The sequence below is a fragment of the Pseudomonas parafulva genome (assembly GCF_000800255.1).
In the GTDB taxonomy this organism is placed as follows: domain Bacteria; phylum Pseudomonadota; class Gammaproteobacteria; order Pseudomonadales; family Pseudomonadaceae; genus Aquipseudomonas; species Aquipseudomonas boreofloridensis.
In genome coordinates this window covers 4770964-4785529 of record NZ_CP009747.1, presented here as the reverse complement: position 1 = coordinate 4785529, position 14566 = coordinate 4770964, and the positions used below count along the sequence as shown (strand labels likewise).

17 protein-coding genes are annotated in these 14566 nt (G+C 62.6%); 15 read left to right on the top strand and 2 right to left on the bottom strand.

Features of this window, described 5'->3' with window-relative positions:
* The first annotated feature begins 82 nt into the window (after nucleotides 1–82).
* The 15 genes from NJ69_RS20885 to NJ69_RS20825 all read left to right on the top strand — a co-directional run bounded on the left by NJ69_RS20885 (nucleotide 83) and on the right by NJ69_RS20825 (nucleotide 13232).
* A complete protein-coding gene (locus NJ69_RS20885; protein WP_039582747.1) occupies nucleotides 83–982 on the top strand; it encodes an energy transducer TonB in 900 nt (299 codons plus the stop codon).
* A 61-nt stretch (nucleotides 983–1043) separates the two neighbouring features.
* Complete coding sequence (locus NJ69_RS20880; RefSeq protein ID WP_039582746.1) at nucleotides 1044–1613, top strand: YqgE/AlgH family protein; 570 nt, start codon at nucleotides 1044–1046, stop codon at nucleotides 1611–1613.
* The gene (ruvX, locus tag NJ69_RS20875) at nucleotides 1613–2038 is read left to right on the top strand and encodes a Holliday junction resolvase RuvX (protein WP_029614262.1); all 426 of its coding nucleotides are present in this window, start codon (nucleotides 1613–1615) and stop codon (nucleotides 2036–2038) included. Before NJ69_RS20880 ends, ruvX begins: the two co-directional genes overlap by 1 nt.
* Nucleotides 2039–2084: 46 nt before the next feature.
* Nucleotides 2085–2603 carry a bifunctional pyr operon transcriptional regulator/uracil phosphoribosyltransferase PyrR gene (pyrR, locus tag NJ69_RS20870; RefSeq protein WP_039582744.1) on the top strand — a complete coding sequence of 173 codons (519 nt, stop codon included), beginning with the start codon at nucleotides 2085–2087 and terminating at the stop codon, nucleotides 2601–2603.
* A 12-nt stretch (nucleotides 2604–2615) separates the two neighbouring features.
* A complete protein-coding gene (locus tag NJ69_RS20865; RefSeq protein WP_029614263.1) occupies nucleotides 2616–3620 on the top strand; it encodes an aspartate carbamoyltransferase catalytic subunit in 1005 nt (334 codons plus the stop codon).
* Nucleotides 3617–4888, top strand: coding sequence for a dihydroorotase (locus NJ69_RS20860; RefSeq protein WP_039582743.1), 1272 nt, complete (start codon nucleotides 3617–3619; stop codon nucleotides 4886–4888). The genes NJ69_RS20865 and NJ69_RS20860 overlap by 4 nt, the downstream gene beginning before the upstream one ends.
* A 176-nt stretch (nucleotides 4889–5064) precedes the next feature.
* The gene (locus NJ69_RS20855) at nucleotides 5065–6519 is read left to right on the top strand and encodes an AAA family ATPase (RefSeq protein ID WP_039582741.1); all 1455 of its coding nucleotides are present in this window, start codon (nucleotides 5065–5067) and stop codon (nucleotides 6517–6519) included.
* The gene (locus NJ69_RS22545) at nucleotides 6503–7150 is read left to right on the top strand and encodes a hypothetical protein (protein WP_080754786.1); all 648 of its coding nucleotides are present in this window, start codon (nucleotides 6503–6505) and stop codon (nucleotides 7148–7150) included. Before NJ69_RS20855 ends, NJ69_RS22545 begins: the two co-directional genes overlap by 17 nt.
* Nucleotides 7151–7264: 114 nt before the next feature.
* On the top strand, nucleotides 7265–7795 hold the full coding sequence (gene hslV, locus NJ69_RS20850) for an ATP-dependent protease subunit HslV (protein WP_039582739.1): 531 nt from the start codon (nucleotides 7265–7267) through the stop codon (nucleotides 7793–7795).
* Between the two features lie 76 nt (nucleotides 7796–7871).
* Nucleotides 7872–9215 carry an ATP-dependent protease ATPase subunit HslU gene (hslU, locus tag NJ69_RS20845; RefSeq protein ID WP_039582738.1) on the top strand — a complete coding sequence of 448 codons (1344 nt, stop codon included), beginning with the start codon at nucleotides 7872–7874 and terminating at the stop codon, nucleotides 9213–9215.
* Nucleotides 9216–9395: 180 nt separating this feature from the next.
* A complete protein-coding gene (locus tag NJ69_RS20840; protein ID WP_039582737.1) occupies nucleotides 9396–9773 on the top strand; it encodes a gamma-butyrobetaine hydroxylase-like domain-containing protein in 378 nt (125 codons plus the stop codon).
* A gap of 234 nt (nucleotides 9774–10007) precedes the next feature.
* Nucleotides 10008–11687 (top strand): class II poly(R)-hydroxyalkanoic acid synthase, encoded by a 1680-nt coding sequence (phaC, locus tag NJ69_RS20835; protein ID WP_039582735.1) that lies wholly within the window; start codon nucleotides 10008–10010, stop codon nucleotides 11685–11687.
* A 61-nt stretch (nucleotides 11688–11748) separates the two neighbouring features.
* Nucleotides 11749–12417, top strand: a complete 669-nt coding sequence (gene phaZ / locus NJ69_RS20830) for a poly(3-hydroxyalkanoate) depolymerase (RefSeq protein ID WP_432416627.1) — start codon at nucleotides 11749–11751, stop codon at nucleotides 12415–12417.
* Nucleotides 12390–12611: a hypothetical protein gene (locus NJ69_RS23300; RefSeq protein WP_432416626.1), complete on the top strand. Its 222-nt coding sequence runs from the start codon at nucleotides 12390–12392 to the stop codon at nucleotides 12609–12611. Before phaZ ends, NJ69_RS23300 begins: the two co-directional genes overlap by 28 nt.
* Nucleotides 12612–12617: 6 nt before the next feature.
* On the top strand, nucleotides 12618–13232 hold the full coding sequence (locus tag NJ69_RS20825; protein ID WP_029614268.1) for a TetR/AcrR family transcriptional regulator: 615 nt from the start codon (nucleotides 12618–12620) through the stop codon (nucleotides 13230–13232).
* 49 nt (nucleotides 13233–13281) lie between these two features.
* Here NJ69_RS20825 and NJ69_RS20820 read toward each other — a convergent pair whose 3' ends face one another.
* Both NJ69_RS20820 and NJ69_RS20815 read right to left on the bottom strand, forming a co-directional pair.
* Nucleotides 13282–13959 carry a phasin family protein gene (locus NJ69_RS20820; protein ID WP_039582734.1) on the bottom strand — a complete coding sequence of 226 codons (678 nt, stop codon included), beginning with the start codon at nucleotides 13957–13959 and terminating at the stop codon, nucleotides 13282–13284.
* 212 nt (nucleotides 13960–14171) lie between these two features.
* Nucleotides 14172–14447 carry a polyhydroxyalkanoic acid system family protein gene (locus tag NJ69_RS20815; protein WP_039582732.1) on the bottom strand — a complete coding sequence of 92 codons (276 nt, stop codon included), beginning with the start codon at nucleotides 14445–14447 and terminating at the stop codon, nucleotides 14172–14174.
* Nucleotides 14448–14566: the final 119 nt, after the last annotated feature.

Here is a 14566-nt window from a genome sequence, read left to right as displayed (position 1 = left end):
AGAAAAAGCGCGATCCAGCGCCGAATCGCCTCTACTTGCCGCTTGAAACTTGAAGCTTGAAGCTGCTTCTCTGGGACACAAGATGACATCGCCCGCCGATATTCCCGCCGACCTGCTGCCACCGCGCGTACGCCCGGTGGATCGGCTTGGCTTTACCTTGTTCCTGGCGGCGTTGGTGCACCTGGCGTTGATCCTCGGCGTGAGCTTCAACGTCATCAAGCCCGCCGAAATTCGCCAGACCATGGACATCACCCTGGCCACCTTCAAGAGCGAGAAAGCGCCCGAGAAGGCCGACTTCCAGGCACAGGACAACCAGCAAGGCAGCGGCACACTGGACAAGAAGGCGGTGCCCACCACCACCGAGGTGGCGCCGTTCCAGGACAGCAAGGTCAACAAAATCACCCCGCCGCCGGCCGCCCGCGTGGAAACGCCGCCGCCCCCGGCCAAAACCGCAGTGACCACCAAGGCGAGCAAGCCGCAGAAGGCCGAGACCGCGCCCAAGGAGAGCAAGCCGCAACCTAAACCGGCGCAGGCGGCGCCGACCTTCGACAGCTCGCAGCTGTCGAGCCAGATCGCCAGCCTGGAAGCCGAGCTGTCCAACGAGCAGCAGTTGTACGCCAAGCGGCCGCGCATCCATCGCCTGAACGCCGCCTCGACCATGCGCGACAAAGGCGCCTGGTACAAAGAGGAATGGCGCAAGAAAGTCGAGCGCATCGGCAACCTCAACTACCCGGAAGAAGCCCGCCGTCAGCAGCTATACGGCAGCCTGCGCCTGCTAGTGTCGATCAACCGCGATGGCTCGCTGTACGAGGTGCTGGTGCTCGAATCGTCCGGCCAGAAGCTGCTCGACCAGGCCGCCCAGCGCATCGTGCGCCTGGCCGCACCGTTCGCACCGTTCACCGGCGACCTGGCCGAGTACGACCGCCTGGAGATCATCCGCACCTGGCGCTTCGCCCGTGGCGACCGGCTGTCGAGCAACTGACCGGTACGGACACCGCACGGCCAGCTTGTCAGCCTCGCCACCTGACGCCACACTACCCCTCATGAAAACCCTCGCCCCCAGCTACCTCAAGCACCAGTTCCTGATCGCCATGCCGCACATGGCCGATCCGAACTTTGCCCAGACCCTCACCTACATCGTCGAGCACAATGCCAACGGTGCCATGGGGCTGGTGGTCAACCGCCCGCAGGATCTGTACCTGGCCGACATCCTCGAGCAACTGCGCCCGGACGAGGAGCCCGCACCCAGCACCCTGCAGATCCCCATCTACCAGGGCGGCCCGGTGCAAACCGACCGCGGCTTCGTGCTGCACAGCCCGGAATGCAGCTACCAGGCCACCGTCGAGCTGCAAGGTGTGTCGCTGTCCACCTCGCAGGACGTGCTGTTCGCCATCGCCGAAGGCGTCGGGCCGAAACAGAGCCTGATCACCCTGGGCTACGCCGGCTGGGAAGCCGGACAGCTGGAGGCAGAGCTGGCCGACAACGCCTGGCTCAACTGCCCGTTCGACGCCAACATCCTGTTCGGCATGGCCTGCGAACAACGCCTGCAAGCGGCCGCGCAAAGCCTGGGCATCAACCTCGCCCTGCTGACCAGCCAGGCAGGACACGCCTGATGGCCGAGCTGCGCCTGCTGCTGGGCTTCGACTACGGCACCCGCCAGATCGGCGTCGCCGTCGGCCAGGTCATCACCGGTCAGGCCCGCGAGCTGTGCACGCTCAAGGCGCAGAACGGCGTGCCGGACTGGAACCAGGTGGAAAAGCTGATCACGGAATGGAAACCCGATGCCATCGTCGTTGGCCTGCCGCTGAACATGGACGGCACGCCGAGCGAAATGAGCGAGCGTGCGGAGAAATTCGCCCGCCGCCTCAACGGGCGCTACAACCTGCCGGTACACACCCACGACGAACGCCTGACCACCTTCGAAGCCAAGGGCGAGCAAATGGCCCGCGGCGGGCCACGTGGCAGCTACCGCGACAACCCGGTCGACGCCATCGCCGCGGCACTGCTGCTGCAAGGCTGGCTGGAGGCCAATACCTGACCATCCGCTTTGCCGCCGGCCCTGCTGGCGCCCCAAGGAGCACGCAATGAGCCTACCCGATCCCGCCGCACTGATCCGGCAGATGGCCGTCGATCTTCGCGCCCACCTGGCGCGCCGCGCCATCGCCGAGCCCCGCTTCATCGGTATCCGCACCGGTGGCGTGTGGGTTGCCCAGGCCCTGCAAGAGGCACTCGACGACCACAGTCCGCTAGGCACCCTCGACGTGTCGTTCTACCGCGACGATTTCAGCCAGAACGGCCTGCACCCGCAAGTGCGCCCCTCCGAGCTGCCGTTCGAGATCGAAGGCCAGCACCTGGTGCTGGTCGATGACGTGCTGATGAGCGGTCGCACCATCCGCGCGGCACTCAACGAGCTGTTCGACTACGGGCGCCCGGCCAGCGTGACCCTGGTGTGCCTGCTCGACCTGGACGCTGGCGAGTTGCCGATCCGTCCCAACGTACTGGGCGCGACGCTGTCCCTGGCAGCCCATGAGCGGGTAAAATTGACCGGTCCCGCGCCGCTCGCGCTCGAGCGCCAGGACCTCGCCTCCGCATCCGCCCTTTAAGAGTCCCCCGCGATGACGCCATTCGACGCCAAGCGCCCGCTGCAGCTCAACGACCAGGGCCAGCTACGCCATTTCCTCTCGCTCGACGGTTTGCCCCGCGAACTGCTCACCGAAATCCTCGACACCGCCGACTCCTTCCTCGAAGTCGGCGCCCGCGCCGTGAAGAAAGTCCCGCTGCTGCGCGGCAAGACCGTGTGCAACGTGTTCTTCGAGAACTCCACACGGACCCGCACCACCTTCGAGCTGGCCGCCCAGCGCCTGTCGGCCGACGTCATCAGCCTGAACGTGTCCACCTCGTCCACCAGCAAGGGCGAAACCCTGTTCGACACCCTGCGCAACCTCGAAGCCATGGCCGCCGACATGTTCGTCGTGCGCCATTCGGACTCCGGCGCCGCGCACTTCATCGCCGAGCACGTCTGCCCGGAGGTGGCCGTGATCAACGGCGGTGACGGCCGCCATGCGCACCCCACCCAGGGCATGCTCGACATGCTCACCATCCGTCGCCACAAAGGCAGCTTCGAGAACCTGTCGGTGGCCATCGTCGGCGACATCCTGCATTCGCGCGTGGCCCGCTCCGACATGCTCGCGCTCAAGGCCCTGGGCTGCCCGGACATCCGCGTGATCGGGCCGAAGACCCTGATCCCGATCGGCATCGAGCAGTACGGGGTGAAGGTCTACACCGACCTGGCCGAGGGGCTCAAGGACGTCGATGTGGTGATCATGCTGCGCCTGCAACGCGAGCGCATGGCCGGCGGCCTGCTGCCCAGCGAAGGCGAGTTCTACCGCCTGTTCGGCCTGACCACCGCGCGCCTGGCCAAGGCCAAGCCGGACGCCATCGTGATGCACCCAGGCCCGATCAACCGCGGCGTGGAAATCGAATCGGCGGTGGCCGACGGCAAGCATTCGGTGATCCTCAACCAGGTCACCTACGGCATCGCCGTACGCATGGCCGTGCTGTCGATGGCCATGAGCGGCCAGAACGCGCAACGTCAACTCGACCAGGAGAACGCCCTGTGACCATCAGCATCATCGGCGCACGGGTCATCGATCCCAGCAGCGGCCTGGACCAGGTCAGCGACCTGCACCTCGAAGGCGGGCGGATCGTCGCCATCGGCGCAGCCCCGGCCGGCTTCAGCGCCCGCCGCACGCTCCAGGCCGAGGGCCTGGTGGCCGCGCCCGGCCTGGTCGACCTCGACGTCGCCCTGCGCGAACCAGGCTTCAGCCGCAAGGGCAACATCGCCAGCGAAACCCGCGCGGCGGTGGCCGGCGGCGTCACCAGTCTGTGCTGCCCACCGCAGACCAAACCCGTGCTCGACACCTCGGCAGTGGCCGAGCTGATCCTCGACCGCGCCCGTGACGCGGGCAACAGCAAGGTCTACCCGATCGGCGCACTCACCAAAGGCCTGGACGGCGAGCAACTGGCCGAACTGGTGGCTTTGCGCGACACCGGCTGCGTGGCCTTCGGCAACGGCCTCAAGGAAATCCCCAACAACCGCACCCTGGCCCGCGCCCTGGAGTATGCCGCCACCTTCGACCTGACCGTGGTGTTCCATTCCCAGGACCGCGACCTGTCGGCCGGCGGCCTGGCCCACGAAGGCGCCATGGCGAGCTTCCTCGGCCTGCCAGGCATTCCCGAAAGCGCCGAGACCGTGGCCCTGGCGCGCAACCTGCTGCTGGTCGAGCAGAGCGGCGTACGCGCGCACTTCACCCAGATCACCAGCGCCCGTGGCGCGCGCCTGATCGCCCAGGCCCAGCAGTTGGGGCTGCCGGTCACCGCCGATGTGGCGCTGTACCAGTTGATCCTCACCGACGACGCCCTGCGCGACTTCTCCAGCCTCTACCACGTGCAACCACCGCTGCGCACCGCCGCCGACCGCGATGGCCTGCGCGAAGCGGTGAAGTCCGGGGTGATCCAGGCCATTTCCAGCCATCACCAGCCCCATGAGCGTGATGCCAAGCTGGCGCCGTTCGGCGCTACTGAACCGGGCATCAGCAGCGTCGAACTGCTGCTGCCGCTGGCCATGACCCTGGTGGAAGACGGCCTGCTCGACCTGCCGACCCTGCTGGCACGCCTGTCCAGCGGCCCGGCCCAGGCCCTGCGCCTGCCAGCCGGCGAGCTGAAGGTGGGTGCCGCCGCCGACCTGGTGCTGTTCGACCCCAACGCCTCGACGGTCGCTGGCGAACACTGGTTCTCGCGGGGCGAGAACTGCCCGTTCATCGGCCACTGCCTGCCGGGCGCGGTACGCTACACCCTGGTCGACGGGCGGGTGTGCCACGAGGCCTGAGAGGACGCAAGGGCTGCGATGCGGCCCTGGTTTTTCTCAAGCACGTACCGCTACTCGATACACGAAGTGTCTGACGGATTGATAATCTCTCTCATGCTCCAGATATCATTCGCATGCATGCTAAGGTTGCCAGGTTGTGCGCGCCCGAACGGCGTGAAATCCATAAGGTTGACATTATGCAAATCCGAGCTTTTCGAATAGAGAACATTGGCCGTTTCAAGCGTCTCGAACTTTCTCTTTTGAAAGCAAATGATGCTCCTTCTCAAGCCTTGATATTGGTCGGCAATAACGGCGCAGGCAAGACATCCATACTGAAATCTCTGTCGATTTCTCTAGGATGGTTCATCGCACGCCTGCGCTCGGAAAAAGGCTCCGGCAGCCTCATAAAAGATGACGAGATCAACAACTCGGAAAACACCGCATCAATCCAGATCGAAGTTTCGGACTTGACGACCAAGGATGTCGATAGTCATTTTAGCTGGAAACTTGTCCGTACCCGTCCAGGTTTCAACAGCCCTGAAGTCAGCAAGCTGTCCGGACTGGTTCAATTAGCAGCTCTTTATCGAGAAGCATTAACTACTGAAGCGCCATACGACCTTCCATTGATCGCGTACTATCCCGTGGAGCGATCAGTGATCGACGCACCACTCAAACCCCGTAGAAACCCTACGTTTCCACAATTGGCTGGCTATGATGGATTCACTGAAAATACTGCCAATTTCAGTAAATTTTTCGAATGGTTCCGTGACAGAGAGGATCATGAAAATGAATTGCACGCTTACGCTAAGGAAGGGAATGCGTTACTAGAAGCCGCACACGCAGCAAAAAACGCGGTTACAGAGGACACTCTTCTTTCAAAAAGCAAACGTACAGCATTGCTAGAAGTCTTAAACAAGACCATTTCGGATGTCAACAATGCCGTCAGCGTTAAAATTCCAAAGCTCTTATCTCACGCCCAAACTCTTCCAAAAGACCGACAGCTCACAGCCGTGCGCGATGCGATTGAGCAGTTCATGCCCGGGTTCAAAAATTTAAGAGTGCATCGCAAACCTCGACTGCAAATGCTGGTTGACAAAAAAAATGAAACACTGGACATACTACAGCTTTCACAAGGTGAAAAATCTCTCTTGGCACTGGTGGGCGATATAGCTCGCAGACTCTCCATGTTAAACCCCACTCTTGAATCCCCACTGCAAGGACGCGGAATTGTCTTGATTGACGAAGTGGATATGCATCTACACCCTAAATGGCAGCGCGGAATCGTAGAACAATTAAAAATAACATTTCCCAACTGTCAGTTCATTTTGACCACTCACTCACCTCTTGTCATTAGTGACACTCAAGACCTGAAAATTTACTCCTTGGACGATGGAGCGGTCAACGCTGTAACTTCGCAATACGGTCAGGATGCCAACTCCGTATTACTAGACGTCATGGACACCCCAATACGCAACTCCAAAATAGAAAGCTACTTCAACGATCTCTACGACGCAATTCAGGACTTAGAACTCAAAAAAGCAAAGGGTATAATCGCCTATCTAGAGAAAAATGTCTCACCGAACAATACCGAGCTTACAAAAGCGAGACTGATGTTGAGAAAGCAGGAGCTCCGCGTTGAAAAAAATCAATAAATCAATAGAGCCAGTTGCGCTTACACATTGGAAGCGCAACAATCCTGGACGACATTACGATTCCTTGGGCCACCCCGAAAGAGATGCGATTAGGCGCTCTTGCGTAGCCGAACAGTTTTATCTTTGCGCATATTGTTGTCAGTTTGTGAGTGGTGAGTCTCCAGACACGATGAATGAGCATATACTGCCGCGATCTTCGCATCCACATTTGAGCGTGGCCTACGATAATATCGTGGCTAGTTGTACATCAAGGGGGCAGTGTGATGACGCTCATGGCCATCAACTCATGGGACTCACTCCACTGATGGATGAGTGTGAAGGTGAGCTAAAATTCCGAATCAGCGGTCGAGTAGAGGGACTTACCGAGCGTGCGCAGGAAACGATAAGAATCTTAAACCTTGGCGATCACGAGCGAAACAATCGCTCGTTAGTAGAAAAGCGTAAAACGCTCTCCCACGCGCTGATGGTGATCCACGGTATTGATCCCACCTCCCCTCTTGAAGAAGATGACTTGTTACACGCACTTCTTGAGGATTTGAGTACTCCAGTCGAGGGTAGACTGCCCCCGTTTGCACCTGTAGTCGCCAACATTCTCCGGGGTTGGCTGTGTGGCTGGTCAAAACAGAGTTAAGCGTTCCCCTGAGGCCTCATCACGACCATTCATCCGCACCGGTTGAAATTCTTCCCCCCACCCCCATATGAGTCTGCAACAGGCATTTTCGCCCCGCTGCGTGGAGACTCTCTCTTGACCACCATCGTTTCAGTCCGCCGTAACGGCAAAGTCGTCATGGGCGGCGACGGCCAGGTATCCCTGGGCAACACCGTGATGAAAGGCAACGCCAAGAAAGTCCGGCGCCTGTACAACGGCGAGGTCATCGCAGGCTTTGCCGGCGCTACCGCCGACGCCTTCACCCTGTTCGAGCGCTTCGAGTCGCAACTGCAGAAGCATTCCGGCCATCTGGTGCGCGCTGCCGTCGAGCTGGCCAAGGAGTGGCGTACCGACCGCACCTTGAGCCGCCTGGAGGCCATGCTGGCCGTGGCCAACAAGGACGCCTCGCTGATCATCACCGGTAACGGCGACGTGGTCGAACCCGAAGACGGCCTGATCGCCATGGGTTCCGGCGGCGCCTACGCCCAGGCCGCTGCACGCGCCCTGCTGAACAAAACCGACCTCTCGGCCCGCGAAATCGCCGAGACCGCGTTGAACATCGCCGGCGACATCTGCGTGTTCACCAACCACAACCTGACCATCGAGGAGCAGGACCTGGCCGAGTGATCAGCTGTTCTGGTGTCCCGCGCGCTGCGGGACTTTTTCCCACGCTGATCCACTCCATCCGAGGCCCCAATTCATCATGTCCATGACCCCCCGCGAGATCGTCCACGAACTCAACCGCCACATCATCGGCCAGGACGACGCCAAGCGCGCCGTGGCCATCGCCCTGCGCAACCGCTGGCGGCGCATGCAACTGCCGCTGGAACTGCGCGCCGAAGTCACGCCCAAGAACATCCTCATGATCGGCCCCACGGGCGTGGGCAAGACCGAAATCGCCCGGCGCCTGGCCAAGCTGGCCAACGCGCCGTTCATCAAGGTCGAAGCGACCAAGTTCACCGAAGTGGGCTATGTCGGCCGTGACGTCGAGTCGATCATCCGCGACCTGGCCGATGCGGCCCTGAAAATGCTGCGCGAGCAGGAAATCGTCCGCGTGCGCCACCGCGCCGAAGACGCCGCCGAAGACCGCATCCTCGACGCCCTGCTGCCGCAGGCTCGGGTCAGCAGCTTCAGCGAGGAAGCCCAGCAGTCGAGCAGCGACTCCAACACCCGCCAACTGTTCCGCAAGCGCCTGCGCCAGGGCGAGCTGGACGACAAGGAAATCGACATCGAGGTCGCCGACGCAGTGGGCGTGGAAATCGCCGCGCCGCCCGGCATGGAAGAGATGACCAACCAGTTGCAGAGCCTGTTCGCCAACATGGGCAAGGGCAAGCGCAAGAGCCGCAAGCTCAAGGTCAAGGAAGCGCTGAAGATGGTCCGTGACGAGGAAGCCAGCCGCCTGGTCAACGAGGAAGAGCTCAAGGCCAAGGCCCTGGAAGCGGTGGAGCAGCATGGCATCGTGTTCATCGACGAGATCGACAAGGTGGCCAAGCGCGGCAACGTCGGCGGTGCCGATGTGTCCCGTGAAGGCGTGCAGCGCGACCTGCTGCCGCTGATCGAGGGCTGCACCGTGAACACCAAGCTGGGCATGGTCAAGACCGATCACATCCTGTTCATCGCCTCCGGCGCCTTCCACCTGAGCAAGCCGAGCGACCTGGTGCCTGAGCTGCAGGGCCGTCTGCCGATCCGCGTCGAACTCAAGGCCCTGACCCCGCAGGACTTCGAGCGCATCCTCACCGAGCCGCATGCATCGCTGACCGAGCAGTACCGCGAGTTGCTCAAGACCGAAGGCCTGAACATCGCCTTCGCCGAAGACGGCATCAAGCGCCTGGCCGAGATCGCCTACCAGGTCAACGAAAAGACCGAAAACATCGGCGCCCGCCGCCTGCACACGCTGCTCGAGCGCCTGCTCGAAGAGCTGTCGTTCAGCGCCGGCGACCTGGCCAGCGGCCACGACGAAACCCCGGTCAACATCGACGCCACCTACGTCAACGGCCACCTGGGCGAACTGGCACAGAACGAAGACCTCTCCCGTTACATCCTTTAAGCTTCAAGCGATAAGCTGCAAGCGACAAGCTGGGTCTGAGCTTCAAGCACAAGCTGCAAGCGACAAGCTCATGTGTGTCGCTTGCAGCAGCGCTTTTTCTTCAGATACATCCGCGATAGCTTGAATCTCACCTCTTGTAGCTTGTAGCTTGCAGCTTGAAGCTCAAAAAAGAGATGTGTCATGGCCCGCCTTCCTACCGCCATCAACCTGCACAAAGCCTCGAAAACCCTTTCGCTTACGTACGCGCCTGGCGAGGTCTATCACCTGCCTGCCGAGTTTTTGCGCGTGCACTCGCCTTCGGCCGAGGTGCAGGGGCACGGTAATCCCATCCTGCAGTTCGGCAAGATCAACGTCGGGCTCAGTGGCCTGGAACCTGCCGGGCAGTACGCGCTCAAGCTCACCTTCGATGACGGCCACGACAGCGGGCTGTTCACCTGGGAGTACCTGGAACAACTGTGCTTGCGCCAGACACAGTTGTGGGCCGAATACCTCGACGAACTGCACAAGGCCGGCAAATCGCGTGATCCGGCCGTGTCTGCGGTCAAGCTGATGCTCTAGGTCAAGGCGCGACATCGTTGGAACGCGCTTTCTAACGAACTCTGCTTGAATGCCCTATAGACAGCCAATGACTGGCCTGTCTTGCGCATTACATGAAACTCGGGTAACCAAGGGGTCTGGCAAGTTTCAGCACCTGTTCGTCATCACTGGTCACCCGAGCGGGGGTACCGGGCGGTCGCCTGCGAGCCCGCCACAGGCAGTCGGTATTCGTCTCGAGACAACGGAGCGTCGTAGATGAGTAACAAGAACAACGATGAACTGCAGAAGCAGGCCTCGGAAAGCACGCTGGGGCTCAATCCGGTCATTGGCATCCGCCGCAAGGACCTGCTCAGCTCAGCGCGCACCGTGTTGCGCCAGGCCGTGCGCCAACCGCTGCACAGCGCCAAGCACGTCGCCCATTTCGCACTGGAACTGAAGAACGTGGTGCTGGGCAATTCGCAGCTGCTCCCGGCCAGCGACGACCGCCGCTTCAGCGATCCGACCTGGAGCCAGAACCCACTGTACCGCCGCTACCTGCAGACCTACCTGGCCTGGCGCAAGGAGCTCAACGACTGGATCGCCGACAGCGACCTGTCGCCCCAGGACATCAGCCGAGGCCAGTTCGTCATCAACCTGATGACCGAGGCCATGGCGCCCACCAACACCTTGGCCAACCCGCAGGCCGTCAAGCGCTTCTTCGAGACCGGCGGCAAGAGCCTGCTCGACGGCATGGCCAACCTGGCCAAGGACATGGTCAACAATGGCGGCATGCCCAGCCAGGTGAACATGGCGGCCTTCGAAGTGGGGCGCAACATCGCCACCAGCGAGGGCGCGGTGGTGTTTCGCAACGACGTGCTGGAGCTGATCCAGTACCGGCCGATCACCGAGCAGGTGCACAGCCGCCCGCTTTTAGTGGTGCCCCCGCAGATCAACAAGTTCTACGTGTTCGACCTCAGCCCGGAGAAGAGCCTGGCGCGTTTCTGCCTACGCTCCAACCAGCAGACGTTCATCATCAGTTGGCGCAACCCGACCAAGGCCCAGCGCGAGTGGGGGCTGTCCACCTACATCGAAGCACTCAAGGAAGCGGTCGACGCGGTGTTGGCGATCACCGGCAGCAAGGACTTGAACATGCTCGGCGCCTGCTCCGGCGGCATCACCTGCACCGCGCTGCTGGGCCACTACGCCGCACTGGGCGAAACCAAGGTGAAGGGGCTGACGCTGCTGGTGAGCGTGCTCGACACCACGGTCGATACCCAGGTGGCGCTGTTCGTCGATGAAACCACGCTGGAGGCGGCCAAGCGCCATTCCTACCAGGCCGGGGTGCTCGAAGGCAGCGACATGGCCAAGGTGTTCGCCTGGATGCGCCCCAACGACCTGATCTGGAACTACTGGGTCAACAATTACCTGCTGGGCAACGAGCCACCGGTGTTCGACATCCTGTTCTGGAACAACGACACCACGCGCCTGCCCGCCGCCTTCCACGGCGACCTGATCGAGATGTTCAAGAACAACCCGCTGACCCGCCCCGGCGGCCTGGAGGTCTGTGGCACCGCCATCGACCTCAAGCAGGTGCAGTGCGACATCTACGCCGTCGCCGGCACCGCCGACCACATCACCCCGTGGCAGTCGTGCTACCGCTCGGCGCACCTGTTCGGCGGCCACATCGAGTTCGTGCTGTCCAACAGCGGCCACATCCAGAGCATCCTCAATCCCCCGGGCAACCCCAAGGCACGCTTCCAGACCGGCGAAGACCGTCCCGACGACCCGCTGGCCTGGCAGGAAAACGCCATCAAGCATGCCGACTCCTGGTGGCTGCATTGGCAGAAATGGCTGGGCGAGCGCGCCGGCGATCTCAAGAAAGCGCCTACACGCCTGGGCAATCGTGCCTACAGCCCGGGGGAGGCCGCCCCCGGCACTTACGTTCACGAGCGTTGAGCTCCGCCGCCTTCCCGCCCTTGGCAGGACACGGCGCTTCATCCACCTCAGAGTCAGGCGCATGTCGCAACCCTACGTGTTCAGGACCGTCGAGCTGGACGACCAGTCGATCCGCACCGCGGTCCGCCCCGGCAAGCCGCACCTCACGCCGTTGCTGATCTTCAACGGCATCGGCGCCAACCTGGAGCTGGTGTTCCCGTTCATCGAGGCGCTGGACCCGGACCTGGAAGTGATCGCCTTCGACGTGCCCGGTGTCGGTGGCTCGTCGACTCCACGCCACCCCTACCGCTTCCCCGGCCTGGCCAAGCTCACCGCGCGCATGCTCGACTACCTGGACTACGGCCAGGTCAATGTCATCGGGGTGTCCTGGGGCGGTGCGCTGGCCCAGCAGTTCGCCCACGACTATCCCGAACGCTGCCGCAAGCTGGTGCTGGCCGCCACCGCCGCCGGCGCCTTCATGGTGCCCGGCAAGCCCAAGGTCCTGTGGATGATGGCCAGCCCCCGGCGCTACGTGCAGCCTTCCCATGTGATCCGCATCGCGCCGATGATCTACGGCGGGCCTTCCGCCGCGACCCGGACCTGGCGCTGCACCATGCCTCGAAGGTGCGCTCCGGCGGCAAGACCGGCTACTACTGGCAACTGTTTGCGGGGCTTGGCTGGACCAGCATCCACTGGCTGCACAAGATCCATCAGCCCACCCTGGTGCTGGCCGGTGACGACGACCCCCTGATTCCGTTGATCAACATGCGCCTGCTGGCCTGGCGCATTCCCAACGCCCAATTGCACGTCATCGATGACGGCCACCTGTTCCTGATCACCCGGGCCGAAGCGGTGGCGCCGATCATCATGAAATTCCTCCAGCAGGAACGCCAGCGCGCGGTCATGCACCCACGGCCGGCAGCGCCGGGCAACGGCAAGCGCTAGATGGCCATCAAGACCCGCGAACGCATCCTCGCCTGCGCCCTGGACCTGTTCAACCAGCACGGCGAACCGAACGTCTCGACCCTGCAGATCGCCACCGAGCTGGGCATCAGCCCCGGCAACCTGTACTACCACTTCCACGGCAAGGAGCCGCTGGTGCTGGGGCTGCTGGAGCGCTTCGAAGACGAGCTGATGCCGCTGCTCGAACCGCCGCTGGACGCGCGACTGCAGGCCGAGGACTACGGCCTGTTCCTGCACCTGATCGTCGAGCACATGGCGCGCTACCGCTTCCTGTTCCAGGACTTGTCCAACCTGGCGGGCCGCTTGCCCAAGCTGGCGCGCGGCATGCGCCGCCTGATCGACGCACTCAAGCGCACGCTGGCGGCGCTGCTGGCCAGCCTCCAGGCCCAGGGGCTGGTGCTCAGCGACACCCAGGCACTGGGGCTGCTGGTGGAGCAGATCACCCTGACGCTGCTGTTTTCGCTGGATTATCAACGGGTGCTGGGGCACCTGGGCGAGGAAGCCGTGGTGGTGTACCAGGCAATGATGCTGGTGGCGCCGCACCTGGCGGAGCCGGCACGGAGCGCGGTGCAGCGCTTGGCGGGGAAGTACCTGCCCAGATGAGCCCGGCGCCAGGCGACCGCGCGGACATCGCGGTCGCCTGGGCGGACGATCAGGCCTGGGTCGAGGAGCTGGACGCGGCGGGCGTGTCGCTGCTGGAGGCCGACGCGGCGGTTGGGGTCGCTGTCGACTTGGCCGGTGCCTTTTTCGCAGCAGGCTTCCTGGCAGCGGCGGGTTTCGCGGCGGGCTTGGCAGCCGCTTTGCTGGCCGCCGGTTTCTGCGCAGCCGCTTTGCTCGCCGGCTTGGCCGCTGGGGTTTTCGCTGCAGGTTTGGCCGCCGCCTTGGTCAGCGGCTTGGCCGCGCTCTTGCTGGCCGTCGCCGTAGAGGCCGAAGCGGTCGAGGTGCCCGTCAGCTTCTCGATCTGCTGGGTGAGGTGCTCGACCTGCTGGTGCAGGGCCTTGATCTCATTGCGGCTCGGCACGCCAAGACGCGAGATCGCGCCGTTGAGGCGCTTGTCAAAGGCTTCTTCGAGTTCGCTCCACTTGCCCAAGGCACGGTCCTTGACGTCCGATACGCGCGAAGTCGTAGCCGACTTGGCAGCGCCAGCCTCTTTCTTGGCCTGCTTCTCGGCCTTCTCGCCATCCTTGACCAGCGAATCGAACAGCTTGGCGCCGTCCTGGTCGATCTTCGAGTAGATCCCCAGGCCCGCCAGCCAGATCTTGCGCGAGTACTTCTCGACCCCGCCGATCCACGAACTGCCTGCTTTCTCGGTGTTTTTCTTGCCAGCCATCCTGCTCTCCTCATGGTATGCGCGACAGGCTCGAGCAACCCGGTGAGCTGTTCGAGCGTGATGGACACTGCATCAACGTCAGGTGTAGACGCTAAGCCGACGCGATTCAAGGCGCAGAACGCTTGCGCGCCGAAGTCTGCTCACACTTTAGAAGTAGAAATTAGAATGCTCACCCTATAGCGCATCGGCTTGGCGGACGGCAGGCCAGGCGCTCACACCAGGCTCTTGTCCAACGCCCGCTCGATCTCGCCCTTGATGGTCCCGCTCATCATCGACAGCATCATGCCCAGCTTCAGATCGACGCGGATGCTGTCCTCGCCGATGTGCACGCTGCCCTTGGCGCCGCTGCGCGCCACATCGACGCGGTCGCCGTCCCAGGTGGCTTTCAGGTCGTACTCGCGCGACAGTCGCTCGACCAGGGCCTCGGCCTTGGCGCGGGCGGCTTCGCGGCCGAGGGAATGTTTGCGTTCGACGCTGATCTGAGTCATGCGGGGTATCCAGGCAATGAAGACATAATCGGCATTATGCCCGCGCCCGCCAGAGGGTACACCCCGCCAAGACAAATCCGCCCGTTCACCCTAGAATGGCGGTACTTTTTCCCGGTGAA